The sequence below is a fragment of the Archangium violaceum genome (assembly GCF_016887565.1).
GTDB lineage: Bacteria > Myxococcota > Myxococcia > Myxococcales > Myxococcaceae > Archangium > Archangium violaceum_B.
This window is the reverse complement of sequence record NZ_CP069396.1, coordinates 8,976,793-9,002,783: the sequence shown is the minus strand read 5'-3', so window position 1 is coordinate 9,002,783 and position 25,991 is coordinate 8,976,793. Positions and strand designations below refer to the sequence as shown.

General features: G+C 67.8%; 22 protein-coding genes. 5 read left to right on the top strand and 17 right to left on the bottom strand.

What is annotated here, in order from left to right; translation table 11 throughout:
- Positions 1-71: 71 nt before the first annotated feature.
- The 9 genes from JRI60_RS35790 to JRI60_RS35750 all read right to left on the bottom strand — a co-directional run bounded on the left by JRI60_RS35790 (position 72) and on the right by JRI60_RS35750 (position 11,919).
- Entirely contained in the window at positions 72-500 is a 429-nt protein-coding gene (locus tag JRI60_RS35790; protein ID WP_204220410.1) for a VOC family protein, read from the bottom strand.
- A gap of 171 nt (positions 501-671) precedes the next feature.
- Complete coding sequence (leuS, locus tag JRI60_RS35785) at positions 672-3,158, bottom strand: leucine--tRNA ligase (protein ID WP_204220409.1); 2,487 nt, start codon at positions 3,156-3,158, stop codon at positions 672-674.
- A 68-nt stretch (positions 3,159-3,226) separates the two neighbouring features.
- Positions 3,227-3,970, bottom strand: a complete 744-nt coding sequence (locus tag JRI60_RS35780; protein WP_204220408.1) for an SDR family NAD(P)-dependent oxidoreductase — start codon at positions 3,968-3,970, stop codon at positions 3,227-3,229.
- A gap of 95 nt (positions 3,971-4,065) precedes the next feature.
- Entirely contained in the window at positions 4,066-4,683 is a 618-nt protein-coding gene (locus JRI60_RS35775) for a DUF1294 domain-containing protein (RefSeq protein ID WP_204220407.1), read from the bottom strand.
- Between the two features lie 318 nt (positions 4,684-5,001).
- Complete coding sequence (locus JRI60_RS35770; protein WP_239469900.1) at positions 5,002-6,222, bottom strand: phospholipase D-like domain-containing protein; 1,221 nt, start codon at positions 6,220-6,222, stop codon at positions 5,002-5,004.
- Between the two features lie 434 nt (positions 6,223-6,656).
- Positions 6,657-7,817, bottom strand: a complete 1,161-nt coding sequence (locus JRI60_RS35765; RefSeq protein ID WP_204220406.1) for a toll/interleukin-1 receptor domain-containing protein — start codon at positions 7,815-7,817, stop codon at positions 6,657-6,659.
- A 15-nt stretch (positions 7,818-7,832) separates the two neighbouring features.
- Positions 7,833-9,614 carry a DUF4231 domain-containing protein gene (locus tag JRI60_RS35760; RefSeq protein ID WP_204220405.1) on the bottom strand — a complete coding sequence of 594 codons (1,782 nt, stop codon included), beginning with the start codon at positions 9,612-9,614 and terminating at the stop codon, positions 7,833-7,835.
- Positions 9,615-10,036: 422 nt separating this feature from the next.
- Positions 10,037-10,888: an IclR family transcriptional regulator gene (locus JRI60_RS35755; protein WP_239469899.1), complete on the bottom strand. Its 852-nt coding sequence runs from the start codon at positions 10,886-10,888 to the stop codon at positions 10,037-10,039.
- Between the two features lie 194 nt (positions 10,889-11,082).
- Positions 11,083-11,919, bottom strand: a complete 837-nt coding sequence (locus JRI60_RS35750) for a hypothetical protein (protein WP_204220404.1) — start codon at positions 11,917-11,919, stop codon at positions 11,083-11,085.
- 396 nt (positions 11,920-12,315) lie between these two features.
- Between JRI60_RS35750 and JRI60_RS35745 the strand changes: the two genes are divergently transcribed.
- Together JRI60_RS35745 and JRI60_RS35740 are read left to right on the top strand one after the other, a co-directional pair.
- A complete protein-coding gene (locus tag JRI60_RS35745) occupies positions 12,316-13,275 on the top strand; it encodes a transporter (protein WP_204220403.1) in 960 nt (319 codons plus the stop codon).
- A gap of 411 nt (positions 13,276-13,686) precedes the next feature.
- Positions 13,687-14,103, top strand: coding sequence for a hypothetical protein (locus tag JRI60_RS35740; RefSeq protein WP_204220402.1), 417 nt, complete (start codon positions 13,687-13,689; stop codon positions 14,101-14,103).
- Positions 14,104-14,232: 129 nt separating this feature from the next.
- On the opposite strand, the gene JRI60_RS35735 is transcribed toward JRI60_RS35740, so the two are convergent.
- The 3 genes from JRI60_RS35735 to JRI60_RS35725 form a co-directional block, all read right to left on the bottom strand.
- On the bottom strand, positions 14,233-14,994 hold the full coding sequence (locus tag JRI60_RS35735) for a M57 family metalloprotease (protein WP_204220401.1): 762 nt from the start codon (positions 14,992-14,994) through the stop codon (positions 14,233-14,235).
- A 417-nt stretch (positions 14,995-15,411) separates the two neighbouring features.
- On the bottom strand, positions 15,412-16,584 hold the full coding sequence (locus JRI60_RS35730; RefSeq protein WP_204220400.1) for a M23 family metallopeptidase: 1,173 nt from the start codon (positions 16,582-16,584) through the stop codon (positions 15,412-15,414).
- A 264-nt stretch (positions 16,585-16,848) separates the two neighbouring features.
- Positions 16,849-17,736, bottom strand: a complete 888-nt coding sequence (locus JRI60_RS35725) for a LysR family transcriptional regulator (protein WP_204220399.1) — start codon at positions 17,734-17,736, stop codon at positions 16,849-16,851.
- A 127-nt stretch (positions 17,737-17,863) separates the two neighbouring features.
- Here JRI60_RS35725 and JRI60_RS35720 point away from each other — a divergent pair, with 127 nt between their 5' ends.
- Positions 17,864-18,937, top strand: coding sequence for an SDR family oxidoreductase (locus JRI60_RS35720; protein WP_204220398.1), 1,074 nt, complete (start codon positions 17,864-17,866; stop codon positions 18,935-18,937).
- Positions 18,938-19,046: 109 nt separating this feature from the next.
- Here the strand turns inward: JRI60_RS35720 and JRI60_RS35715 are convergent, their stop codons facing one another.
- Complete coding sequence (locus JRI60_RS35715) at positions 19,047-20,039, bottom strand: nitrilase family protein (protein WP_204220397.1); 993 nt, start codon at positions 20,037-20,039, stop codon at positions 19,047-19,049.
- 124 nt (positions 20,040-20,163) lie between these two features.
- On the opposite strand from JRI60_RS35715, the gene JRI60_RS35710 reads away from it, so the two are divergent.
- Complete coding sequence (locus tag JRI60_RS35710; RefSeq protein ID WP_204220396.1) at positions 20,164-21,057, top strand: LysR family transcriptional regulator; 894 nt, start codon at positions 20,164-20,166, stop codon at positions 21,055-21,057.
- A gap of 78 nt (positions 21,058-21,135) precedes the next feature.
- Here JRI60_RS35710 and JRI60_RS35705 read toward each other — a convergent pair whose 3' ends face one another.
- From JRI60_RS35705 to JRI60_RS35690, 4 genes are all read right to left on the bottom strand, one after another.
- Positions 21,136-21,603, bottom strand: coding sequence for a nucleoside deaminase (locus tag JRI60_RS35705; RefSeq protein ID WP_204220395.1), 468 nt, complete (start codon positions 21,601-21,603; stop codon positions 21,136-21,138).
- Between the two features lie 71 nt (positions 21,604-21,674).
- A complete protein-coding gene (locus tag JRI60_RS35700) occupies positions 21,675-22,442 on the bottom strand; it encodes an alpha/beta fold hydrolase (RefSeq protein WP_204220394.1) in 768 nt (255 codons plus the stop codon).
- A gap of 32 nt (positions 22,443-22,474) precedes the next feature.
- Positions 22,475-23,254, bottom strand: a complete 780-nt coding sequence (locus JRI60_RS35695; RefSeq protein ID WP_204220393.1) for a DNA/RNA non-specific endonuclease — start codon at positions 23,252-23,254, stop codon at positions 22,475-22,477.
- A gap of 234 nt (positions 23,255-23,488) precedes the next feature.
- On the bottom strand, positions 23,489-24,679 hold the full coding sequence (locus JRI60_RS35690; RefSeq protein WP_204220392.1) for a hypothetical protein: 1,191 nt from the start codon (positions 24,677-24,679) through the stop codon (positions 23,489-23,491).
- Between the two features lie 473 nt (positions 24,680-25,152).
- Between JRI60_RS35690 and JRI60_RS53730 the strand changes: the two genes are divergently transcribed.
- A complete protein-coding gene (locus tag JRI60_RS53730; protein ID WP_239469898.1) occupies positions 25,153-25,875 on the top strand; it encodes a septal ring lytic transglycosylase RlpA family protein in 723 nt (240 codons plus the stop codon).
- The last annotated feature ends 116 nt before the right edge of the window (positions 25,876-25,991 follow it).

Here is a 25,991-nt window from a genome sequence, read left to right as displayed (position 1 = left end):
CACGCGTGAAATGTGACAGGCGCCCCGGCATGGCTGGGCAGGCGAGTTTCAGAGGGGGCGACGAAATACTTCTAGAACGTCACCACGATGGACTCGGCGCTGCGCTTCGCGGGCCCGTGGAACACGGCCTCGATGTTGTTGCCGTCCGGGTCGAGCACGAAGGCGGCGTAGTAGCCCGGGTGGTAGGTGCGGAGGCCCGGCGCGCCGTTGTCGCGGCCGCCATTCGCGAGCGCGACGGCATGGAAGCGGTCGACCATTGCCGAGTCCCTCGCCTGGAACGCGAGGTGCACTCGCCCGGTCAGCTCGCCCCGCGCCGCGGCGGAGGTCGCGCTCGAGACGAAGAGCTCGTCAGTCCAGAAGTAGTCGTCCGCTTCTCCCGACAGCCCGATGCCGAGTGACTCGAACACGGCCTTGTAGAAGCGCTTGCTCGCCGGCAGGTCGCGAACGACTAGCTGGAGATGGTCGATGAGCCGCCCACGGTGCAGTTGGTTCGTTTCCATGGGAGGCAGTGTGTCTCAATGCCTCCGGACGGGCCACCGAAGGATGACGTCCTCGCCTCCTTCGTGGCGGAGACCGGGCCGAGGAAGGAGCTCTTGTACCCCTCTCCCTTCGGGAGAGGGACGGGGGAGGGGACCCGGGCCCCAGGTTGAGCCCGAGCCCCCCGAGGCCGTTCAGCCCACCACCAGGTTGATGATGCGGCCCGGCACGTAGACGAACTTCTTCTCTGTCTTGCCCTGGGTGTGGGCCAGGACGTTGGGATCATTCGCGATGGCGGCGCGCACATCCGCCTCGGTGGCATCGCGGCGCAGCTTCACCTTGCTGCGCAGCTTCCCGTTCACCTGCACGCCCATCTCGACGACATCGTCCACGGTGAGGGCCGGGTCGTAGGAGGGCCAGGGCTCGTAGGCGAGGGTCTTCGTGCCGCCCAGCCGCTCCCACAGCTCCTCGGCCAGGTGGGGCGCGAAGGGAGACAGGAGGAGCGCGAACGTCCGCGCCACGTCGAGCGGCACGCGGGGAAGCTCGGCGAGCTTGTTGGTGAGGATCATCAGCGCGCTCACCGCGGTGTTGAGCCGCAGCGCGTCGATGTCCTCGCCCACCTTCTTCACCGTCTTGTGCAGCAGACGGAGCGACTCCTCGTCGAGCGTGGCCTCGGCGGCTCCGGGCTCCTCGCGCACGAAGGCGAGCGTGTTCCAGGCGCGCTCGAGGAAGCGCCGCACGCCGGTGACGCCCTGGGTCTGCCAGGGCTTCACGGCCTCGAGCGGGCCCATGAACATCTCGTACACGCGCAGCGAGTCCGCACCGTGCCGCTGGACGACCTCGTCCGGGTTGACGACGTTGCCGCGCGACTTGGACATCTTCTCGTTGTTCTCTCCGAGAATCATGCCCTGGTGGACGAGCTTGCCGAAGGGCTCGGGGTGCGAGACGACGCCGCAGTCGAAGAGCACCTTGTGCCAGAAGCGGGCGTAGAGCAGGTGGAGCACGGCGTGCTCGGAGCCGCCGACGTACAGGTCCACCGGCATCCACGCGTCATAGGCCTCCTTGGAGAAGGCGGCCTGGGTGTTGTGCGGGTCGAGGAAGCGCAGGTAGTACCAGCACGAGCCGGCCCACTGGGGCATGGTGTTCGTCTCGCGGGCGAACCACTTGCCGTCCTTCTGGAAGAAGCGCCAGTCGAGCGCGCGCGACAGCGGCCCGGCGGGGTCGTCCGAGGGCTTGAAGTCCTCGAGCTCGGGCAGGCGCACGGGCAGCTCGCTCTCCGCCACGGCGATGGGCTGGTCATGGCGCACCGTGTGCGGGTGCTTGCGCGGATCCGTGGAGCCGGGAGGCAGCTCCACGGGGAAGTAGACGGGAATGGGCTCGCCCCAGTAGCGCTGGCGGGAGAAGACCCAGTCGCGCAGGCGGTACTGCACCCGGCGCGTGCCCAGGCCCTTGCCTTCCAGGTGGGAGATCATCGCCGCCTTGGCCTCGGGCGTGCGCTGGCCGTCGAGGAACCCCGAGCGGACGGCCACACCCTCCGCGGTGAAGGCCTCGGTCCAGGAGGCGGTGTCGTGGAGCTGGCCGTCCGGCGAGACGACCTCCACCACCGGCAGCCCGAAGGCCCGGGCGAACTCGAAGTCGCGCTCGTCGTGCGCGGGCACGCTCATGATGGCGCCCGTGCCGTAGGAGCCCAGCACGAAGTCCGCCACCCAGATGGGCAGCCGCGTCCCGGTAATCGGATGCAGCGCGTAGGCGCCGGTGAACTCGCCCGTCTTCGTCTTGGTGAGCGCCGTGCGGTCCATGTCGCTCTTGCTGACGACGGAGTCCCGGTAGGCGAGCACCTTCCGCCGGTGCTCCGGGGTGACGAGCGACTCGAGCAGCGGGTGCTCGGGGGCGATGACCATGTACGTGGCCCCGAAGAGGGTGTCCGGGCGCGTGGTGAAGATGCGGAGCTTCTCGCTCCGGCCCTCCAGGGCGAAGTCCACCTCGGCGCCCTCGCTGCGGCCGATCCAGTGGACCTGCTTCTCCTTCGTCTCCGGCCAGTCGAGCCCCTGGAGCTCCTGCGCCAGCCGGTCCGCGTAGGCGGTGATGCGCAGCGTCCACTGGCGCAGCGGCAGGCGCACCACCGGGTGGCCTCCGCGCTCGCTCTTGCCGTCGATGACCTCCTCGTTGGCGAGCACGGTGCCCAGCGCGGGACACCAGTTCACTGGCAGCTCGGCCTGGTAGGCGAGCCCGCGCTCGAAGAGCTTGAGGAAGATCCACTGCGTCCACCGGACGTAGGCCTCGTCCGTGGTGGCCAGCTCGCGCGACCAGTCATACGAGAAGCCGAGCGACTTGAGCTGCCGCTTGAAGGTGGCGATGTTCTTCGCCGTCGTCTGCGCGGGGTGGGTGCCGGTCTCGATGGCGTGCTGCTCGGCGGGAAGGCCGAACGAGTCCCAGCCCATGGGGTGGAGGACATCCACGCCGCGCATGCGCTGGTAGCGCGCCACGATGTCCGTGGCGGTGTAGCCCTCCGGGTGGCCCACGTGGAGGCCCGAACCGGACGGGTAGGGGAACATGTCGAGGATGTATGCCTTGGGGCGGCCGGGATGACGGCGCGCCTCGAAGGTCTTCTCCTGCTCCCAGCGGGCCTGCCACTTGGGCTCGATGGACGAGGGATCGTACTTGGGACGCTCGGTGGACATGGCGGCCGTATGTAGCACGACGCCCGGGGCGAGCAGCAGGGGACTCGGGGGCGCGCATGAGCACGGGCTCACGTCATGACGATGCCGCCGGTGGCGCCAATCGACTGGCCGGTGACCCAGCGGCTGCTCTCCGAGGCGAGGAACGCGACGACGTCCGCGACATCCTCGGGCTGGCCCGTGCGCCGCAGTGGGGTAGCCCGGACGAACGCCTGGACGCCCTCGGGCGAGCTGTTCGCCGTCATGTCCGTCTCCACCATGCCGGCGAAGATGGCATTGACGGTGATGCCCCTCGGCCCGAGCTCCGCCGCGAGGCCGCGCGTGAACGCCTCCACGGCGCCCTTGCTCGCCGCGTACACGCTGAGCGCCGGAAAGGGCGAGCGGCTGGAGGCCGAGGTGATGTTGATGATCCGGCCACCCTGACCCAGGCGCCGTGCCGCCTGCTGGCTGGCGCTCACGACGCCCCATAGATTGACGTCCATGATGCGCTGGTAGTGCGCGCGATCCACGGCGTCGATGGGACGGAACTCGAGGATGCCCGCGTTGTTGACCAGGATGTCCAGCCGCCCGAAGCGAGCATCCGTCTGCTCGAAGAGGTGCTTCACCTGCGCCTCATCGGCCACGTCCGCGCGCTCGACGAGCACCTCGCCTCGGGCGCGCTGGATCTCCTCGGCCACCTTGAGGGCGCTCTCCTCGTTGCGCGTGTAGTTGATGACGACCTTCGCCCCCTGGGCCGCCAGCTTCCGTGCGATGCCCGCGCCAATCCCGCGCGAGCCTCCCGTGACGATGGCGACCTTTCCTTCGAGTCCGTGCATGTGTACTCCCCTGAGATATGGCTTCTACCTGGTCCGCGTGCCCTGGGAGTGACTCCCTCCATCACCCCGCGGGCCGCCTCCCTGCTACCCGGTCGTCAGGGCATGGCGAGCGCGACCAGGGCCCAGAGCGCCTGATGCACCAGCACGATGGTCCAGAACACCACCTGGAACGAGACTTTGCGGGTCTTGTGGCGGAACTTCTGTTGGGCGATCAGTGCTCCCGGCCAGCCGCCCAGCAGCTCGAACATGTGCAGCATCGCCTCCGACGTGCGCCAGGCGCCGCGCGTGGCGCTCCGTTTGTCGTCCCAATAGAGAGCGAAGGTCAGCAGGCTGACCACGGGGTATGCCAACAACGGCCAGACCGGGCGCCCCGCGAGGAACTGCCGGATACCGACGAAGGCCGGCAGCGCGCAGAGTGCCAGGAAGATCGCCAGCTTCACCGTCGGCTCATGCGATGAACGGCCTTCCATCCGCGGTTCGCGGTCGAGGTCCGGCTCATCGATGGCCAGCCCGGCCAGGTAGGCCTGCTCGGCACGCGGGCGGCCCTGTGCGTCCTTGCCGGCGACGAAGTTCACCTGATCCCCGGTCTGCGGACGCCGGTCGCCGCGAAACACGGAGATGTGCAGGAAGACCTCTTGCCCACCTGTCTTGGGCCGGATGAAGCCGAAGCCCTTGTCGTCGTTCCAGCGGCTGATCACGCCAGGGATTTTCATATGACCTCACGCGGAGTGCGTTGGGATACGCACTCTAGCGGCTGACGTGTTGCCGAGCACATCTGGGCTGGCCCCAGCGCAGGGGCCACCCCAGCGCGCGTGGTGTTGAGCCCCAAGCCGTTACGGTGCCCCGAAGCCCCCCTACGTCAGGGGAGTTGACGCTGGGAGTCGGCTCCAGGATAACCACTTCCCAAGACAGCCCGCTTCGAGCCGGGCGATGAGCCCTTCTGTGAACCATGCGCCTGTATCAGGTGCTCGTCACCGACGTCAGCCACCTGCCCTGGCAGGAGCAGGTCGCGCCTCCGGCGGCGCCGGGCCTCAGCGCGAAGCCTGTGCGGCCTTCACCTCGCGCGCGTGCTTCAGGTCTTCCAGGAAGAAGGCCTCCATCCGCCGTGCGGCCTCGTTGTCCTGGAGCACCAGCGAGCCTTCCTCGAGCATGTTGAAGGACAGCGGGTCGTAGTTGATGGAGCCCACCAGCACCAGCTGGTCATCCACCAGCATCGTCTTCGCGTGCATCATCGATGGCTGGTACTCCCAGATGCGCACGCCCGCGGCCCTCAACTTGTCGTAGGTCGCGCGCTGGGCCACGGTGATGGCCGCGTGGTCGTTCTTGTCCCCGGGCGCGAGCACCCGCACGTCCACTCCCGCCCGGGCCCGCTCCACCAGCAGCTCCATGAGAGCCTCGTTCGGCGTGAAGTACGCCTGGGCGATCCACAGCCGCTTGCGCGCCGCGCGCACCATCAACTGCGTGAGGCGCTCGGCCCGCGTGAGCTCGGGGTTCGCCGTGCTGCCGATGAAGGCTGCCCAACCCTCACTCGCCTCGTCCAGTCCGGGCTCCGGCCTGTCGAGCCCCGGGAAGTCGCTCGCGGGCAGCAGCTCGCCCGTCGTCTCCTGCCAGTTCTCCGCGAAGGCCTGCTGGAGCTGCGCCACCACCGGGCCCTCCACCCGCGCGTTCGTGTCGCGCCACTCCTTCTCGTTGCGCGCCTCCCCCAGCCACTCGTCCTGGATGGCCACTCCACCGGTGATGCCCACCCGGCCGTCCACGACAATCACCTTGCGGTGGTTGCGCGCGAGGTTCTCGTCCGCCGGCAGCGGGCGGAACAGGTGCGCCTTGCACCCGGCCGCTTCCAGCCTCGGCTTCACCTTCTTCTCGAAAGGGGCGCTGCCCAGCGGATCCACGAGCACCCGGCAGGCCACTCCCGCCCGGGCCCGCTCGGTGATGACGGAGAGCAGCCGCTCGGAGGCCTCTCCCGGGCGCCAGATGAAGATGACGATGTTCATCGAGGAGCGCGCGCGCGACAGTTCCTCCACCATCACGTCGAAGACGGCGCCGTTGTTGGCCCAGCGCAGGCGATTGCCCGGCACCATGCGCACGCCCACCGTCTGGTAGAGCGCCGTGGCGAACCCCGCCCCCCGCGAGTCCACCTCCGCGCGCAGCTGGAAGGGTTTGGATGACTCCTTCGTGGTGAACACGGCGCACCCCGACGTCATCACGGTGGCTGCCGCTACCACCATCGCCCACCTTCGTCCCCGCCCCATGTCCCGCCTCCCGAGGTCAGGAGGTAGCCATGCGGCCCGGGGTCGTCATCCCCCGGAACAGGTCGGCTGTCGTGGCGTCCTACCCGGTCGCTCGGTGGGTTGTATGTCTCACCCGCGGCGCCTTCTCACTGCCGGGACACGCGCTGGGTGATGCGGAGCGGCCCTGAAAGTTCCACACCCCAGTCATTCGACGACTCGGCGATCCAGTCGCGGCTGCGGTGTCCGCGGCTGTGCTTCGCCGGGAGCAGGGACGAAATCCGTTACGGCAAGGAGTGGGGCGACGTGCTCGTCAGCCTGGCGGGGCCCCTGCTCCAAAGACGCTCGGAGCTCGAGGCGCTCGGGTGGGAGGTCCGCATCCTCGACGAGCTGGACCACACCGCGGCCATGCAGCCCGGGAACGTGCCGCCGCTCCTACGGTCCTGGCTGCTCGAGGTTTACTCAAGTACGCCACACACTCCAGGGGCCGGGCCACCGCGAGCGTGGAAGCCGCCGTGGAGCGCAGGTTCCCGCGAGGGAGCAGCCATCGAGGAGGGGTTGGGCTGAGGGGGCGATGGGGTCACCTCGTCGCCCGGGTCCGGCGGCGGGTGGGGCTTGGCGTCCCCCTCCTTCTCTGTTCCTCCCGCGCCTCCAGTCCCCTCCGGGGCCGCGGGCTCCTCCGGCTTGGGTGGGGGCTCGGAGCCGCCCGTGCCCGGCCCCGAGGAAGTGCCCCCCGCGGGCTGGCCCGCATCCGGCGGGGTGGGCTTGGCGGGTGGCTGGCCCGCATCCGGCGGGGCGGGCTCGGCGGGTGGCTGGCCCGCATCCGGCGGCTCGTCCACCGTCCCCGCATCCACCGCCTCGGGCTTCGTGTCCGCCTTCGCCTTTTCCCCGCCAGCGGGCTTCTTCCGGGAGGGCGCCGGCTTCGCACGGGGGGGAGGGGCCTCTTCCCGCCCGGCCCCGCCGATGCCGGGCTGCTCCACCGCGGGGACGCCTCCCGGAGTGCGCCGCAGCACCGTCCACCACACCGCGCCGAATACCCCCGCGGTGAGGAGGGCCACGAACAGCACGGCGCCCCACCGCCGCCCCTTTTGCCTCGGATGCGGCGCGCGCTCCCGCCTCACGGGCGGCGCGCGCGTCAGGTGCGGCTCGGCTTGACGCTCGGCGAGCGCGGCATCGATGGCCTGGAGGAGCCGCGCCACGTCGGTGCGGAAGCGCAGGTCGCTCACCTCGATGGCATTGCGCCGGGCCAGCGCGGAGAGGTCGGGCGGGAGCTCCTCCTCCGGGGGCATGCTCGCGCCGTCCACCAGCACGGGGATGACACGAACCCCGCGCGAGAGCGCCGTGGCCAGCTCCAGCCGCACGAAATCCTTGGGGTTGTCCAGCCGGCGCCGCCCCTGCCGGTCCTTCGCGGTGAGCCACTGCGGCCCGATGACGGCGATGAGCACGCTGCTGGCGCCAATCGCCTCCTCGATGGCCTTCACGAAGTCCGCCCCGAGCTCTATTGCCTCGATGTCCCGGAAGACGAGCTGCTCGCCAAAGTGGGCCACCAGGTGGTCATACAGCCGGCCGGTATGTCCGGGGCTGTCCTCCCGCCGGTAGCTGACGAAGATACGAGCCATGCCCCCTCCTCTCGCTCAGTGCCGGCGCTGGCGCGTCCGGGCCTCCCGAGCGTTGCGGTCATGCCGCGCGTGCAGCCGCGTCAGCGCGTCCTTCATCTCCCGCACCCACCCCGTCAGCTCCATCTGCAGGACGAGCTCGGTGCTATCCCTGAGCAGCTCGAAGTTGCGGCGGCGCCCCTGCTCCTCGATGGACAGCGCGCTCCACCAGGCCTTGATGTTGTCCAGGTCCGTGGCGGACTGGTGGTACTTCATCAACCGGTGCTCGGCCTGCAGGGTGCCCAGCCACGCGGTGACGGACGTCACCAGCGCCGTCGTCAGCGCCACCCACAGCGTCAGCCCCACCGCGCCCAGCACCGTGCCCACGCCGCCCGCCACGATGATGAGCCACTGCAGCCGGTGCGATCGCCTGTCCAGCTCGTCGATGCGGCGGCGGTAGTAGGCGAGCTGGTCATTGAGCCGCACGCGCAGGTAGCGCGAGGCCGTCAGCGGGCTGAAGCCGTCATCCCCCTCCGCCAGCGTGTCCGGCGGGGGCAGCCGTCCCCGGTAGGAGCGCAGGGCGGAGACGTTGGCCTCCGTCTGCATGAGCTGGCGGCTGATGGACTTCATCCGGCTGGCCAGCCGGCGCTCGCGGCTGATGCGGCCCGTGCCCGGCGCGCCCCGGGTGCTGAGGAGGCAGCGGTAGCGGTAGATTTCCCGCTTGAGCGCCTCGGCGTGGGCGCGCAGCAGAATCCAGCGGGCGCCGGACTTGAAGCGGCTTGCGGCGGCCACCAGCGCGGTGACGGCCGCGGCCAGCGCCACCACCAGCACTTGTAGCACGTCCTCCAGCACGCCCCCCGTCAGCATGGGCGTGAGGGCGCCCCCGGACGCCACCCGGGCGAGCTGCGTCTGGAGGAGTGCCGCCAGCGTGCCCAGCAGGCCCAGGGTGAGAATCCAGAACTGCATCCGCTGGAAGAGGCGCTGCTGGCGCCGGGCGTTGGCGTCGTAGTCCGCGAAGCGCTGCCAGGCCAGCTTGAGGATGGAGTCCTCGCGCAGCTCGCGCTTGAGCAGCCGCTCGAAGTCCTGCGGCGGGCCGTCCAGCGGGAAGCGGCACAGGTCTCCATCGGCGATGATTTCCGCGAGGACCGGGTCCGCCACGGGCGACAGGGGCTGGCTCATCAGCAGGGCCAGCGCGTTCGCCAGCCGGCCGCTGCCCTCGATCACCACCACGGGCCAGCCCTGGCGCACCGCGCGCAGCACCTCGTCGCGCGAGATGTCCCCGCCGTTGACGAGCACCACCGTCACCGGCAGGCCGTCGGCGAGCGCGGAGGCGAGCGCGAAGAGGGTGGGTGTCTCGCCGCCCCAGGTGTCCGTCTCCACGAGGACGAAGTGGGTGTGGTGCTCGTCCAGGGGCGCGCGGCCGTCCGCCTCCGCCGGGGGGCCGCCCGGAAAGGTGACGAGGTCCGCCGGGGCCACGCCCACCAGGGGCGAGCGGTAGCCGAGGTCCGCCACGCCCCGCCCCATCAGGGCCATCACCCCCGAGTGGGTGCCGCCGTCGAGGATGAGGGCGCCCGTCTCCGCGGCGCTGCGGGCCACCGCCTGGCCGAGGAGCTGCGCCAGGCGCTCGTTGAGCTCGGGCGCCATCCCCTCCGCGCCGCCCAACAGCAGCAGCAGCCCCTGGTGCGGGGGCAGGCGCAGGGCGCGCAGCACGGCGTGCGGAGGGGCCTCGGGCGCGACGCGCACCCAGCGGGCCGGGTGTCCGTTGGGAAAGTGGATGGTGCCGGCGCGCGGCTCGGGCTCGAAGGTGTGCGTGTGCTGCAAGGTCTTCCCCCGCAGCCAACGGTAGGGGCGCGTGCCCGCCCCATCATCCGCCCCCCGGGGCTGTCCCGCCGGGGGCTCCAGGCGCCGGGGCGCTGCCTGCCCCTCCCATGGAGGCGAGGGGCGCGTTCAGCCGCCAACGTCACGTCACCTCTCCCCCTCATGCGAGCCCCCGCCTCCGCGAGGTGCGGGCTCACAATTCTCCCCGCCGCAGTTCGCCGTCAGCACCTCGAGGAACTTCCAGGGCTGGTGGCTGGGCAGCAACTTCCGCTGGGCCTGGCAGATGTGCTGGCGTTGCCGTTGGGGGAGCCGCGGCTGGCAGAGTGCTCGGGCCACGGCCCGGACGAGCGGTTCGCATCCGGCGTCCTCTCCTTGGGTGCAGAGCTCGCTCTCCCCCCGTGAAGGTGGGCACCTGGTTGCGCTTCTCAGCGGCGCGGCAGACCCGCCTTGACGTCGCGGACGAGGTCCACCAGACGGGGACCGAGTTCACCCATGAGCCGCTCGCGAGACAGCTGGGACGATGGGCCTCCGCAGTTGAACGCCAGAATCTGACCGCCATCGGGCGGGATGAGGGCGACGCCCACGGCATTCACGTCCGAAGTCCACTCGCCAACGGAGAGCGTGAACCCATGGGTCCGGTACTCCTCGAGGGCCTGCTCGATGCCGGCGCGGAGGCGCGGCCACTGGTCCGGATCCTGTCTGGCGATGCGCTCCATCATGACCTGTTGTTCCAACTCGGGCAGGGCGGCGAGCAGCGCCCGCCCCATGGCCGTGGTCGCCAACGGGATGCGTGAGCCGACGTCGAGGCGCACGGTCACCGCTGAGTTGGAGCGGCAGTGCTCGACGTACACCATGCTGAGCCGGTCTCGGGTGCCCAGGGAGACCATGGCGTTGACCTGGTCGGCCATCTCCTGCATCAGGGGCCTGGCCATCTGGCGGGCGTTCATACTGGAGAGCGCCGCGTAGCCCAGCGACAGCACCCCCGTGCCGAGCTGATACTTTCCCAAGCGCTCCGAGTATTTGAGATAGCCGAGTCGGGTCAGGGTATGGGTGAGCCGGGAGATGGTCGGCTTGGGCAGGCCGGTGCTGGCCGCGAGCTCCCGGTTCCCGAGCAGCGGGGTGTGAGGCGTGAACGCACGGAGCACCTCGAGCCCGCGCGCCAGTGCCGTCACGAACTGGCGGTCCTTGGCCTCTTCCTCGTCTGGATCGTGCAGGAGCCCCACGTCGGGTGCCGCGGAGTCCTTCAGGGGAACGGGAAGATCGGAGAAACGGAGCATGGCCGTCCTGGTGTCCTGGTATTTACGGGAGTCAGGACGATAGGAGGCCCAAACACTTCGGGTCAACGTGGGCGGAACCTGGTTTCGCATCGTGGGCGAAACCCTGTTTCGCCTGGCGAAATTCGAAGCTCGGCCAGAGCCTCGTGGGCTCCTCCAGGCGCGCGAACACCGAGGAGCCCACGCCGTCCTCGTGGCTATGGCTGGGTGAACTGCGTCAGCCAGTTCAGGTTGGTCCTCAATGACCAGCCGTAGGTGCCGGTGCGCCACTTCTGGTCCAGGGTGAGGCCGACGCAGCCTCCCTGACGCATGTAGCAGTGGTCGGCGATACCATCCGAGGCCTCGGAATTCTCCACGATGTACCAGCCGCTGTTGTTGCTACGGAAGCAGGAGGTCGCCAACGGGCACGACAGCCCCGTCATCTCCTGGATCTGGCTGCGCACGGTGAGCTCGGTCGAGCCCATGAACGCGTCGTTCTCTCCATTCACGACCCGGAGACGGTCGCTCGGCAGCGAGCGGTTGCCGTTGGCGACGCAGGAGCGAAGATCATAGACGGAGTACGCGACGCCCGCTCCCAGCCCATAGGCGGCCTGCACCCGGCTGTCATGATTCTTGGCCAGGATGGCCATGATGGACCCCTGGCTGAAGCCGGCCACCACAACGCCCTTGGAGCAATCCGCCTTGGCGCGCGAACAGACCGTGTTGATGGCGCTGGTCGAGCGGGTCGAATCGAAGATGCACCTGGCTCGGCTCTCGAGCGTGGAGCAGGTGCCAAAGGTGGCGTTGTCATACTCGACGGTGGCCGCGACATAGCCACGGCTCGCCATCTCCTCGACGGCGGCCATCGCCGAGGCGTGATCGTACCCCTCCGTGGTGCCCACCGTGTAGATGAACACCGGGTACCTGCTCTGTGAGGACAAAGGCTCCTTGCCGATGATGCTGTACGTCGTGCCACAGATGGAGCCACTACCGCCCCGATACGTGGCCGTGAAGCTGGTCAGACTCTGGGCCAGTGCGGAGGAGCTCCACGCCATGGACAAGAGCAGAGCAACGAGGAGCCTGGAACCTGCCGTCGCTTTCATGACTTCTCCCTTTGCCTGGGGAGGCAGACCGCATTCCCAGACAATCGGATACACTACCGATGAAAGAAGGAAAATCAAGTCATGACCGCCAGAGCGGTGTTGCAAACACAGCCCGTTTCGCCATGCGAAACAAAGCCATGATTCACATTCCATTTCGCTATGCGAAATGGGACCACGGCGGCCGAAGGCGCGGCTCACGGAAGGAGCCGCGACACCAGCGTCCTGGCAATATTCGCATGGCATTGGTTGTCGGTCCGCGTCATGCCAATGCGCCATGATCTCGGATAAGGATTCATGCGCATCTAGAGTTCCCGCCACTCGCGGACACAGGAAGGAAATACCCGAATCATGATGAACGACTCCCCCAGGCTCGAGCAGCGCGGTCACGTGATGCCACTCATGATTTCTTGCGTGCTGGCCCTCTTCTTCCTGCTGCCGCAGAGGGCGCTCGCACAAACGGATGCGCGGGACTACGAGGCTGGTATCTACCTGCCTTCGAATACCCTGATGCTCAACGCCTACTTGCGCTACTCGGCCACGTCGGACCAGCAGATCGCCTCGCAGACCACGATGGTGCTGCGCGGGACCTACCTGCTCAAGTACGGCAACATCGGCCTGGCGCCCATCGATGTCATCTTCGCCGCCGCGAACGTGAACATCACGAGCGCCGCGACGGGTGGCCAGCAGGTTGGCATGACGGGCATCTCCGACCCGATCTACGCGCCGACCATCGGGTACGGCTTCAACGAGCAGTCGGACCACCCCACGGCCCTCGCGGGTACCCTGTACGTGACCATTCCCGTCGGCGAGTACGACCCGAATCGAGGCCCGCTCAATATCGGGCAGAACCGCTGGGTCTTCCGGCCACAGCTCTCGATCTACCAGCGGTACAAGATCCTCACCGCGCAGCTCGTTGGGAACGTGGGCTTCACCACGACGAATGACGACTTCCGCCTCAACGTGGCGCCCGCGGGTGCCCCCCCGACACTGGTCCAGTTCGAGAACAGCCGCGAGCTGTCCTACGGGTTCGAGGGGCACCTCGCGGTCGACCTCTCCAAGAGCTTCTACATCGCCCTCTCCTACTTCCTGACAGCCAACGGGAAGCAGAACCTCCGGGCCGATCTGGAGGGTCAGCAGCTCAACCGGGTCCTGTCGGAGAAGCAGACCGTCCAGACCGTGCGCCTCTCGCCGACCATCCGGTTGAATCCCTCGTCACTGCTCATGCTGCAATACCAGAGGGACTTCAGGGCGACCGGTGGCGCCTCCAGGAATCAGGCCTACCAGATCCGGTTCACCCACTTCTTCTGACGTGGAGCCACGCCCTCGTAGAAGATGGGCTTGCCCCGGTTACGTGGACAGACGGGCCACGCGCTTGCCAAGGTGCTCCGCGAAGCCGGCCTGGTGTGGACGCGCACCGAAGGCGTCGTCCACATGAACGCCCCGCGCCGGGCGGAGCTGGACCAGCGATTCCCCGGGCTCCAGGATGCGCTCCTGCGGGCGCCCTCGAAGACCGGGGCTTGGACGAGAGGCTCTCCAAGAGGTTCGCGGCTGCCGCGCGTTGAGCCCTCGCACCACAGGAGGCCGAACGGCCGCCCGCCGGCACGGCAGAAGGTGTGCGGTTCTCGAAGCGGTATGTCACAACTTCGCGCGAGCGGCTCTGACTGAGCAGACGAGCGACGCTCCTCGTGGGGCGCGGTCCAAGACAGGCGAGGCAGTGCCATGGAACAGGTGCAACACACCCAGCAGCGCGCGGACGTTTCTCCCAACCACTTCGAGCTGAAGGGGAAAGACATTCGTGTGAGCTTCTCGGAGACAAGCTTCACCGGTGAGCCGCTCATGCAATATCGAGATCGCCAGCGGCAGGTGAACGCGCGCGGCGACGAGATTCGTCAGGTGGATGTGGGCATCGGCAAGCTGGTGACGATCGTCCTCCAATCGAACGCGGCGGATGCCGAATCCATCCAATTCAGCGTGCTGATTCCCCACGCCCTCCTGACTGGCACGGACCGGCGCGTGAGCATCAACACCCTGGGCATCACCACCCGCGGCCCGGGCTTCATCGTCCCCACCACCCGGCAGTTCGAGACGTACGCGGAGGTGCGACTGACGGGAGAAGCTTCCTTCGTGGTGTCCTGACGCCGTTTCGAGTCCTTTGACACCTTCCCGGCTGGCGGCACTGGCTGAGCCATGGAGGCGGCGGGAATCGAACCTGCCGCCTGTCACTCCCAGAGCGGGCCTGGCGGAGTCGATTATACGCGTCTGGCCCTAGTAGAGGTAGTTCAGCGCCGTCCGGTCGGAGCCAGTCCACTCGCCGGTCTCGGTCGAGCTGACGCAGGAGTTCATCACCGAGCCGCCCACGATCGCGGTGGACGGAGAGCCGGTGATGAGGATCGCGCCCTTGGTTCCGGCGCCGACGTCGCCGCCGCTGCCGCAGGTGATCGTGCGGTCGAAGTAATCGCTATGGCGGCGGCCGATGGTGTGGCCGAGCTCATGGGTGATGACGCGCTCGTTCACGTCCTCGCTGTAGTTCTGGAGCCCGACGCCGATCTTGATCGCCCCGTACGGCCTTCCGCCCGACGGGAACCCGGCGGAGCCACCCGTGCCGCTCATGGTGTCCGCCCAGATGTTCGCGGTGCAGCCGCTCGTCGGCCCGCGCGCGAAGGTGATGCGCAGGCCGAGCTCGTTGTAGTTATTGATCGCGGCATCCAGACCCTGGCTCAGGCGACTGTACGAGTTGAACGACGCCGAGGGGTTCACGCAGATCCTGGTCACGCTCTTGCCGACCATGTTGGACGGAAGTCCACAGCCCACATTCGGATCCGAGTCGAACCGCAGCTCCCGCGCTGCCTCGAGCGTCACGTGACCGTCGCGTCCGACGTAGACGTCCCCGTCGTAAAACTGGATGTCGTTCTCCGGGAACCCGGCCTGGATCAGGATGGAGAGGATCTCCTTCTGCTCGGCAGTCGGTCCCCTTTGGCAAGCGGCCATCAGTGCGCTCAGCACCAGCACTCCGGCGTTTCTGAACATGGATGGGCCTCCTTCGTTTGAGGGCCTTCCGACACGGCTGGCGGGCAATCCGTTCCGAATGGGTCATTCGGTGGCCACGCGGAACCGTCGGCCGCTGGCAGACGGCCACCCTCTGGGGAAGGACGGTAAGGGGATGATCACCGGATCGTCGCCAAGGATCGCGTGGGCGCAGAAGGAGTGTCAAGCCACGACTCCGTGCCGGCTCGGAAGCTCTACGCGATGGCGCAGCCCGCACGCCCGCTGTCGTAGGCTCTCGCGCCTCGCCGCTGCGGGATGGTGTCAAAGGATTCGCAACGCGGGTAAGGCGGAAGCGAAGAAGGAGCGCAGCCTTGAAGGCTCCGGCTGTGACAGGTTCTTGTGGGAGTCGGGCACCGTCGATGACGGGCCTCCCCGGGTGAGGTCGCCCGCTCGGTACAGCTATCTCGTTTTGGCTTCCTTGAAGTCGACCCGCATATCGCGAATCGGAAGTTCGCGCGTGCGCTCTTCTGTACCGCTTTCCGTCCTGAGCTGGTACCGGTCAATGACGTAAGGTAGGCCTTCTGCCCCCAGAATGTGCGGCGCGTTCGCCAGCTGAAAATGCAAGTGTGGCTCGCGGGCGTCACCGGAGTTTCCGATACGGCCCAGTCGTTGGCCCCGTCGCACGCGATCGCCTTTCTTCACGGCGATGCTGCCCGCCTGCAGATGGGCGTAATACGCGAACTGTCCGCCGCCCAGGTCCAGGACGACACGATTTCCTGGGGCCGACTCCATCGTGACAGGCACGGCCGTACTGAACCCCGCCGAGGTACGAGGCACATTGTCCGGCATACCCTCCACGGTGCTGACGACCGTGCCTTCGGCCACCGCCAGGACGTCCTGGGCATAGGCATGGTAGGAGCGGACGTCTCGCGCATCGCCGGCGAATGAGGCGTCGTCTTTGATCCGCTTCCAGTCGATGGAGTAACGGCGGGAAATCCGGGCGGCACCGTCTGTCGTGAACAGTCCCAGCCGGTGATGGGAGGTATTGCTCGGCCCGTTCGCGGCGATCCAGCCCGCCCCCGAGACAGGCGGTGCCAGTACTCGCGGCGGCGTATGCGCAACCTCGACGTCCGTGCTATCAAGAACGGCATTCTCGAGGACAACACGGTGACGCAGCCTGTGCGGAACCGGCGAGCCCTTCTCGAACGCCAGGCAGAAAAATGCGACGGCAGCCTGACCGCCTGCAAGCCGGACGCCGTCGTCTCCTTCGCCGGACGCGGCTTCGCTGCCGAACGGCATCAACAGCGACTGCAGTGGCTGCGCCTCGAATGCCGCGATCGGCTTTGTACCCGGAGCATCCACGGCGAGGACTTCAATTCCGCTTATCTTCATCGCGGCATCCGAGAAGTTCTGCAGATGCACTTCGTAGATCAGGTAATTGTGGCCCGCGCTGGGAAACGCCGTCGGTTCGAACGGTGTGCGGATCTGGAGTTGGGGCGGGGGAAAGACAGGGGCGCTACTCGTGACGGCTGGACGAGCAGCCGCGGACGGCCCGGCCATCCGGCAACCCTCTGCCGGATCCGCGAATGTCGCGGCCTCGGCGCTTATACAGGTCGAGGCTGCCAGCAGCATTGAAGTCAGCCCGCAGCGGTAGAGTAGATGGGTCGGCATCTTCCAGTCATCGGTTGTCAGAGCGCGCGTAATGTAGCGGAGCCTGGGCCGCGGATGCGGACGTTCTGCGCGCTGATCAGGAAATCTCGAGCCGCATTGACGTGCGCCAGGTAGTCGCGAGGCAAGGTTCCGAGTGGACGGTCAAACGCCCGGCGCATGTTCGCTGGCGATCCATGCCAGGTCCTTGCGTGAGCCTCCAGCTGGTCCTCCAAGGCGGTGGCGGCGTCAGCGCACGCCCAGCATGACGGCGCGGGACTCCTCGAACCGTCCGGCGAGGAAGCCCATCAACGCGCGCACCCGTGGCACCTTGTGGGCCTCGCGCGAGGCCACGAGCCACACGTCCTCCAGGGGCAGCTCCATGTCCGGGAGCACGGGCCGTAACTCCGGGTAGAGACTGGCCAGCGCGCACGGCAGCGCCGCCACGCCCTGGTGGGCCACCACCGCGCCCGCGACGGCCATGGCCGCGTTGCTGCGAAAGACGAAGCGCCCCACGCCCCACTCCTCCAACACGCGCAACTGCGGCATGCGCGAGAGCGCCGCGTCGAAGCCCACCAGCGCATGGCCCGCCAGGTCATCCGGCGAGCGCAGGGGCGCGGCGCGCTCCAGATAGCGGGCGCTCGCATAGAGCCTCCAGGCGAGCTGCCCCACCTTGCGTGCCACCAGCGAGTCCCTCTTGGGACGCACCGTGCGCACGGCCAGGTCCGCCTCCTGGCGCGCCAGGTCCAGCAGCCGTGCGTCGGCGGACAGCTCCACGCGCACCCCCGGATGCTGCTCCCGGAAGCGCGCCAGCAGGGGATTGAGGAAGGCGACGAAGCCGTCCCCCGTCGTCACGCGCACCGGCCCCTCGAGCTGCCCCTCCTCGCGCTTCAGCCCGCGCTCGGCGCTGTGAAGCTGGGACTCGATGGCCGCGGCGGTGCGCACCAGCGCGCGGCCCTCGGGCGTCAGCCGGACTCCCTCGGGAACCCGGGCGAGCAGTCGCGTGCCCAGGCGCCGCTCCAGCGCCGTCATCCTCCGGCCCACCGTGGATGTGACGACGCCCAGCACGCGCGCCGCCGCGGACAGCGAGCCGGAGCGCTCCACCGTGAGGAGGTAGCGGAGGTCATCCCAGTTCATTCGAGGCCCCTTGCATGAATGCAACACCAGTTTGCCCGGGTGGCGCCTGACGCAACAGGGGGTGCATACCCGGGGCGTCAACGCGGGCGGCCCCTATCGGGCCCCCGCATGCACGGAGGCACCTCTCATGAAGACCGCATTCGTCACCGGCTCCACCGGCCTGCTCGGCAACAACCTCGTCCGCCTGCTCGCCGCTCGCGGCGTGCGGGTGAAAGCCCTGGTCCGCTCGCCCGAGCGGGCCCGGAAGCTGCTGGTCGGCGTGCCCGTGGAGCTCGTCCAGGGCGACCTGGAGCACGTGGCCTCCTTCGCGCCCGCCCTGCGGGACGCCGACGTGCTCTTCCACACCGCCGCCTACTTCCGGGACAGCTACAAGGGCGGCAGCCACGCCGCGGGGCTCATGCGCATCAACGTGGAGGGCACGCGCGACCTGCTGGAGGCGGCGTACCAGCAGGGCGTGCGGCGGGTGGTCCACACCAGCTCCATCGCCGTGCTGGCCCCCCGCCCGGGCCATCCGCTCACCGATGAGACGATGCGGCGTGACGCGGAGGGGGAGCCAGACGCCTACTACCGCTCGAAGATCCTCTCGGACCGCGAGGTGGACGCCGCCCTGGAGCGCCATCCGGACCTGCATGCCTCGCTGGTGCTGCCGGGCTTCATGAACGGACCGGGCGACTCGGGCCCCACGACGGCGGGACAGTTCCTCCTGGACTTCCTCCACGGCCGTCTGCCCGGCATCATCGATACGCGCTTCGCCTACGTGGACGCGCGGGACGTGGCCGCCGCGCTGGTGGCCGCCGCCGACAAGGGCCTGCGCGGCGAGCGCTACCTGGCCGCCGGGAGGGATCTGCACGTGGGCGAGGCGCTCGCGGTGCTCTCGTCGGTGACGGGCCTGCCGGCACCGAAGTGGCGGGTGCCGGACGCGCTGCTGGGAACGCTGGCGCTGCTGAACGAGGCCTGGGCCCGGCTCGCCCGGCGCCCCGTGCTGGTGAGCTGGCAGGGCTTCCGCACGTTGCGCCGCGAGCGCACGAACACCGCCTTCGACTCGTCCAGGGCCGAGCGCGAGCTGGGACTCCGCTTCCGGCCTCTCGAGGAGACCTTCCGGGATGCCGTGGAGTGGTTCGCCACGCACGGGTACGTGGACCGGGCTCGCCTGCCACGGAGCATGGAGACCCTGGCACCGGCCATGCCGCGGGGGTCCTGAGCCTGTCCGCCCATGGCCTTCGCCACCGTGCACGTGGGCGCATGGACTTCCCGGAGTGTGTTGGCCCGTTGCCGAGGTGGGGGTGCAAGAGGAAGCCCCGGAGGAAGTCTCAGCTCAACGGATTGCGACGGTGCGCCGCCGTTGGCTCGGGAGAGAAGCGAGCCTGCCGGGGCTCCAGCTCGTCACCCCTGTGCTCGACCAACATGCCGTACAGTTCGGGACGGCGACCGCGGATCCAGCGGCGCCCGGTGCACAGCGGTAGCAGGCCGATGTCGAGGTCTGCCACGACCATGTCGTCACCCGCTCGCCAGGTCTCCGCCAGGATGCGGCCATAGGGATCGAGGATCATCGCGTTGCCAGTGCGAACCTCATCGTCGTCCTGGCCGACGCCATTGCTGAACAGCAGGAACATGCCGTTATCGTGGGCACGTGCTGGGAGCCAGCGCATCAGCCACTCCCGCCCCTTCGAACCGCGGAATTCAGCCTCTATGGCGCGGGGATCTTCCGCTCTTCGCTGCCAGAGCTCGGGGTCGATCCGTCCCATGGCGTGCGGACTGCGCGAATTCGTCCCGCCGGTCTGATGCGGTGCCATGAGCACGTCAGCACCGAGGAGTGCTGTCGCGCGAGCGTTTTCAACGAGGTTGTTGTCCCAGCAGATCAGGACCCCGACCCGGATTCCCAGCGGCGTGTCGAAGACGGTATAGCGATCGCCACTCGCGATATGCTCGCTCTCGAATGCATGGAGCTTGCGGTGGGTATGGACCGTCCCATCCGGCAGACAGACGGCATAGGAGTTGTAGAAGCGGCCGTCGGCGCCCACCTCGATCAAACCAGCGCCCAGCACGAGGTCGTGTTCGCGAGCCAGAGCGCGGAGGATGTCGACCGAGGGGCCAGACGGAATGGGCTCGGCCAGCGCTGAAATGCCTGCCCGGTCGAGGTTGCGAACATGCCAGTAGCCTGTCACGCACATCTCCGGGAAGGCGAGCAGCTTGACCCCGCTGGAGGAGGCCAGGCCGGCGAAGTACCGGATGCGCTCGAGGTTGTAGGCCTTATCGCTCGGCATATGCTGGAACTGCACTGAAGCGACCCGTATGCCCGTCATGGCTCGAACTCCCATCTGTCAGGATGCACCCGTGGAAGGTGCCACCGGTTCGGTGGCCGGTCCCGGCTGCGAGAGGGAGTATCCGAAACGAGGTCCGTCTCGGTAAACTGTCGACCTTTGCCCCATGCCTGCCGAAAAACGCACACCCCAGTTGGATTGGGACGACCTACGCCACTTCGTGGCCCTGGCTCGACACGGCAGTCTTGCCGCCGCGAGCCGGGCACTGGGCGCCGCCCGCTCGACGGTTGCGCGGCGTGTCGAGGGGATGGAGCGCCAGCTCGGAAGGCCGCTGCTCGTTCGGAGGCCAGACGGTTTCGAGCTCACCGTCGATGGCGCGACCGTGTTGGCGCAAGCGACCGTGATGGAGGAGGCCGCGCTGGTGATGCAGCGTCGTCTCGATGGTGATGACGGTCCAAAGGGACCGGTGCGACTCACGACGTCCCGGTCCCTGGCCCATGGATTCCTGGTGGACCGGCTGGGACCGCTCCATGACCGCCATCCAGGACTCGATGTCGAGCTCATCGCCGAGACGCGGGTTCTCAGCTTGTCCCGTTCGGAGGCCGACATCGCGATCCGGCTCGGTCGGCCCGCCGACAGCGACCTGCTGTCCCGGCGGGCCGCCACGGTGGGTTATGGTTTCTTCGCTCCCGCTCGAAAGCGCGATGCCCTTCTTTCCCGCGATCAGCCACCGCTTGTCGGGTATGGCGCAGACGATCAGGCAGCTGAGGCGGCCTGGATGGCGTCCCGCTTTCCCAGCCACCGATTCGTCTTCCGAAGCAACAGCCTCCAAGCTCAAGCGGCGGCTGCGCAGGCCGGATATGGCATCGTGCTGCTGCCCTGTTTCCTGGCCGCGGGCTACCCAGGCCTCGTGCGGGTCCCGTTCGGCCCGCTTCCGCCCGACCGCGAGGTCTGGATATTGATGCGCCGCGATGCTGCCCGGGCCCCCCGGGTGAAGGCGGTGGGAGACCATCTGTTCAAGCTCTTCCGCGACGAGCGCACGCTGCTGTCCGGGGAGTAGGCGGGGGAATCGAGTTACGGTGCCTCGGGCATGCGAAGGACTTGCAGCGTGAGCGTTCTGGAACGAATGCTTCAGTTCTTACTTCCAGAAGCCCTCGTGCACCTCACGGGCCTCCGGCAGCGCCACCGGACCCACCACCTCGGTAGGCTCGGAGCCGCGGGCGAAGACGTCGCGGCAGGACATGCGCAGGGTGGGCGCGGAGGGGTCGATGAACTGGCCCAGCTCCTCGGAGGAGAGCGCGAAGACGACCCTCCGCACGCCGCCCCAGAAGATGGCGCCCGCGCACATGGCGCAGGGCTCGGTGCTGGCGTACAGGGTGGAGCCGGTGAGCTCCTCGGGACGGTATCGCCGGGTGGCCTCGCCCATGAGGTTGGACTCCGCGTGGCCGGTGCAGTCCCTCGTCGTCCCCTGGGTGTTCTCACCCTCCAGCAGGACGCGTCCGCTCGCGTCCACCAGCACCGAGCCGAAGGGGTTGTCCCCCCGAGCTCGGGCACGTCGTGCCAGGTCGATGGCGTGCATCAGGTGCTGCGTGTCCTCTGGTCTCATGTGTCCCTCATGGCTGTCCGGGTGCGTGCCAGGCCCAATCCCAGGTACTCTCCAGTTCGGCCAGCTCCATCTCACGGGTGAGGGCCACGAGAAGCCGAGCTGACTTGCGCGATGGCCTCGATAACCAGTTCAGGTTGCGACATTTGCGGAAAGTGGCCGCTGCGCTCCGCGACGATGCGCTGGCCCCGCGGCGAGAGACGGACCAGCGCTTCCTGGTTGCGGGCACGAAGGCTGAGCGCCTCGGCCGACGTCATCCAGCCTGGCGGCACCTTCCCGCCAGACACCACCCGCAGGGGCACGTCGGGAAAGGCGGGCGCCGCGGCGATGTCCGCGACCGTGCGATGTTCGTTGCTGATCTCGTCGTTCGGGTCGGGCCGCGAGAAGACGTTGAGCAAGCCGTTGATGGCCCGCTGCATTCCGGACTGGTGATGCTTCATCATGCCCACATCCTCCGGCGCGGTGGCTTCGAGCAGGACGACACCGGCGACCTCTCGCGGATGGAGACGCGCGAACAGATTCGCGTGCAGGCCGCCGAACGAGTGGCCGACGAGCACGAACGGCCCGGCGACCCCGAGCTCACGCAACAGGTCACGCAGCTGGCGGACGACCACTTCGCCGGTCTGTGCTTCGACCGGGCGCGCGCTGCCACCCACACCCGGCCGGTCGTAGGACACGACGGTCCCAAGTCGTTCGATCTCGGGAAACAGCTTGTACCAGGCATCGAGCGGGCCGCCAGCCCCGTTGATCAAGACGATGGCTGGCTTGCCCTGTCCGGAAAGCGTGTACTGCAACTTCTGCCCATTGATGGTGGTGGCGCGCTTTTCAGGAAGGTTCTTCATGGTTCTACCGCGGCCGCCGCGAGCTCCACGGGTCAGTTGCACCCCTGGCTCGACAGCCAGTTCACGCCACGGGTCCGATCGTTCGTGCCGTTCGTGCCGCCGTAGTCCACGTTCGAGAAGGACATGTACACGCTGCTCCCCGTGGACTGGTTGGTGATCTCCATCGTCATGTTGTTGGGGATGAGCGTGGTGGAGTTCGGGTAGTTCGCACCGATGTAGTAGCGCAACCGGCCGCTCGGCAGGCTCCCGCACTTGGCCATCTTGTTCTCGAGCTGCAACCAGTTGCCACGGTTGAAGTTGGCATCCTGAGGCACCAGGTTCGCCCGGCCCCCCCAGCCCCCGAGCTGCGAGCCGATGAGGTGTCCCCCGTCATAGTCGTTGCTGGGGTTTTCCGCGTCGCCCCACTGCCCCACGCTCGTCTGACAGGAGTCGATGCGCGGCGCGGCGACGATCGCTGGCATGTACTTGTACGCCCGGTTTGGCCGGCCCGCGCTGTCGATGAAGAAGTACTCGCCGTCGAAGCTGTGCCAGATGTTCCGGTCGCCCGACGGGAAGAACTTCGGGCAGTCGCTGATCAGGGCCGGGTTGACGTCCCCGCGGATGACGTACCCGACGCCGTAGGGCTCCATCGCCTTCCGGATCTCCTCCTCCGTGTGGCTCTCGAAGAAATCCATGAGGCCGCTCGGGCCACCGAAGTCCCGCTCGATCTGGCTGGCGACGCCTTCGCCGCCCAGATCCATGTCCGTGACTCCGCAACCGCCGAGCAACAGAACAGACACCACCGCGACGGAGAGCTTGTTCAGGGTGCGCATTCTTCTGGGTCCTTCCTCACCGGGTTCGCTGACTTCGCGTCCTTGAATACCAAGGAAGTGAGAATCGCACGGAAACAATTCTGCGAAAATAGCGCCGCAACCTGTTGAAAACAGGAGAGGCAACAGCCTCCCCGGGAGGGTCTGGGCGAACGGGCGGTAGCGCGAGTCACATGGGGCCGTGGACCTGAACACGGCCCCATTCCTCCTGACGCTCAGCGTGGCCGTTTCCTCGTGTCACCGGCCGTCGGGATAGCAGAACCCGTAGGTTCTATCGCTCCCGCCGTTGGAGAGCGGGTAGGAGACGAAGCCGAGCTCCTCGCCGGCGCCGCACTCCGAGCGGGCACGGGTGTAGGGAAAGCAGGTGCCATGGCCCGAGCGCGTCAGGTCGACGCAGACGCCTCGCGCACCTTCGACGCCGCAGAACTCGGCGAAGCTGGCGGTGCAGGTCTCGCCGATGAGCGCGGGATCGAAGAGGTAGCCGATGGGCTCCATGACGGACTGCTCGATGCACAGGCCGTAGACGCCGCACACGGTGCCGGTCGGGCAACCCGGATTCGCGGCCATGAAGTCGCACGTGGCGAGGCACTGCCGCGCCTCGGTATAGGCGCCGGAGCAGGCGTAGCCCGGGGCGCAGTCCGTCGAGGCGAGCTGGTTCGCGCTCGCCGCCGGCGTGTACGTGCACGCATCCCCTTGCTGCTTGGTGCCGAGCGACTTCTCGAGCGTGCCATCGCTGGCCGCGGCGTCATCGGCGACGCAGGTGTGGCCCGGCGGATTCGCGGTCGGCGAGCCTTCGCGCGGATCGCAGCCGCCAGGGCGGATGGTGTCCCACGTCGCGAATCGGATCCACCGGCACTCACCGCCCGCCACCGGTGCGGTTCCGGTATACGGCGCGGAGAGCGGCGCCGCGGCCACCGACTCGCGCAAGGTCACATTGGCGAGCGCACCGGCGGTCTGCTGAGGGGAGACCTTGACCGCGAGCCAGAGCGTGCCCGACTCGGCGACGAAGGCCTTCTTCGTCGGACCGGTGAAATCCTGGTAGCCATAAACGCACTGCTCGCACGTGAACAGGTTGGTGCCGCCGTTGGCCAGGTCATGGAGCCCCGGGGTGGTGTTCACGTCCAACCGGATGAACGCGGCATCCGCGAACGCGGGATCTCCGAGGTTGGAGAACTCTCCGCGATACGTCGGCTGCGGCCCGTACAGCACGGGCGACAGCTGGATGCCATTCTGAAGCTCGCCCAGGGTGATCTCCGTACATCCGGCGGGCGGAGACAGCTGTCGCGACCGCTGCTCGAGTGCCTGGAGGGGGTCTTGTTCGGGAGCCGGGGCTTTCGTCTCTTGACCACACCCAATCACTGCCGTGAGCAGAACCACGCCCCACCGCCACCCACTGAAAGATGCAGCCTCGATGCGTCGGTTTGTCATGGACTCGTTTCCATTTTTCGGTAAAGCGGTAATATTCCGCTTGCCGTGGAAAAATGGTTCTCACGGATTGTATGGTTTGGTCAAGAACATTCCGTGCTTGTCGCCCGCACCCGTTCGACCAGTCTCTCCGCTGGCATGCCGGGTAATCGCTTGCGTGTCAGGCATTGCGAATCTCACCGTGATTCTTGCCCCGTGATTCTCACTGGCTGATAGCCCGGAGTGAGCGGCACACCGTGGGCTTGGAGCTCGAGTGACCCGAACAGAGTTGCAAGAGCCTCTAGAGTCGGGTGGCAAGACTCCACCTTCGTCCAATCAAGGCAAGCTCCATGCTCCATCGCAAACATTCAAGGCTTCTCCTTCATGCCGCGAGCGCCATCCTGTTCTTCATGAGCGCGTGCGGCCTGGCGAGCGGTTCGTCTGATGGGCAAGACGACGCAACAGAGGCCTCCTCGAGTGCGTTGCTCGTCTCCGGCGTGAGTTTCAAGACGGTGCTCGGCGGCCGATATATTGGCGCTCAAAACAATGGCGGCGGCGCGGTCATCGCGACGGCGACGGCCGCGCAGGATTGGGAGAAGTTCACGCTCGATGACATCAACGGCGGGGCCCTCGAGAGTGGGGACACCCTCTTCGTTCGCGCGGGAACCGGTCAGTATTTCCAGGCCGCGAACGGCGGCGGCTCGACGCTGAACGCCGCCAGCTGGAATCGGCTCGGCTGGGAGACGTTCCGCATCGTCAAGAAGAACGGGAGCGGCGTGATCTCCAACGGTGACGTCGTCGGCCTGCAGACGGTGACGACGGGCCATTGGGTGTCAGCGGAGAACGGTGGGGGTGGCCCGGTGTTCGCGTATGGCGCCGCGCTGGGCCCGTGGGAGGAGTTGACGATCTCTGGCCTGTCGCAGGGGGGCCCCATCGCCACTTGTAATGCGACCTGGTACGGGGCGGAGGGCGAGATTCCCGAGGGATGGCCGACCGCCAGTGGTGAGCCCTTCCACCGCATGGCGCTCAAGGCCGCCCACAACTCCCTGCCGTTCGGGACCCAGGTGAAGGTGACCTACCAGGGCAAGTCGGTCACGGTGACCATCAATGACCGCGGTGGCTTTGGCGCCCCGGTGTGTCTGGACCTCACCTACGGCGCCTTCTCGACGATCGCCAATCCCGATCTCGGCAACATCGTCGTGCAGTACCAGATCCTCTGAAGACGCGAAGCGACATTAACCCGAAAAAATGGGCCGGCTGCTCAAGAGGGGGCATCGAGTCTCTGCTCGAAAGAGACATCTGAGCCTCCTCTTCCGATGCCGGAGGAGCTGCTCCC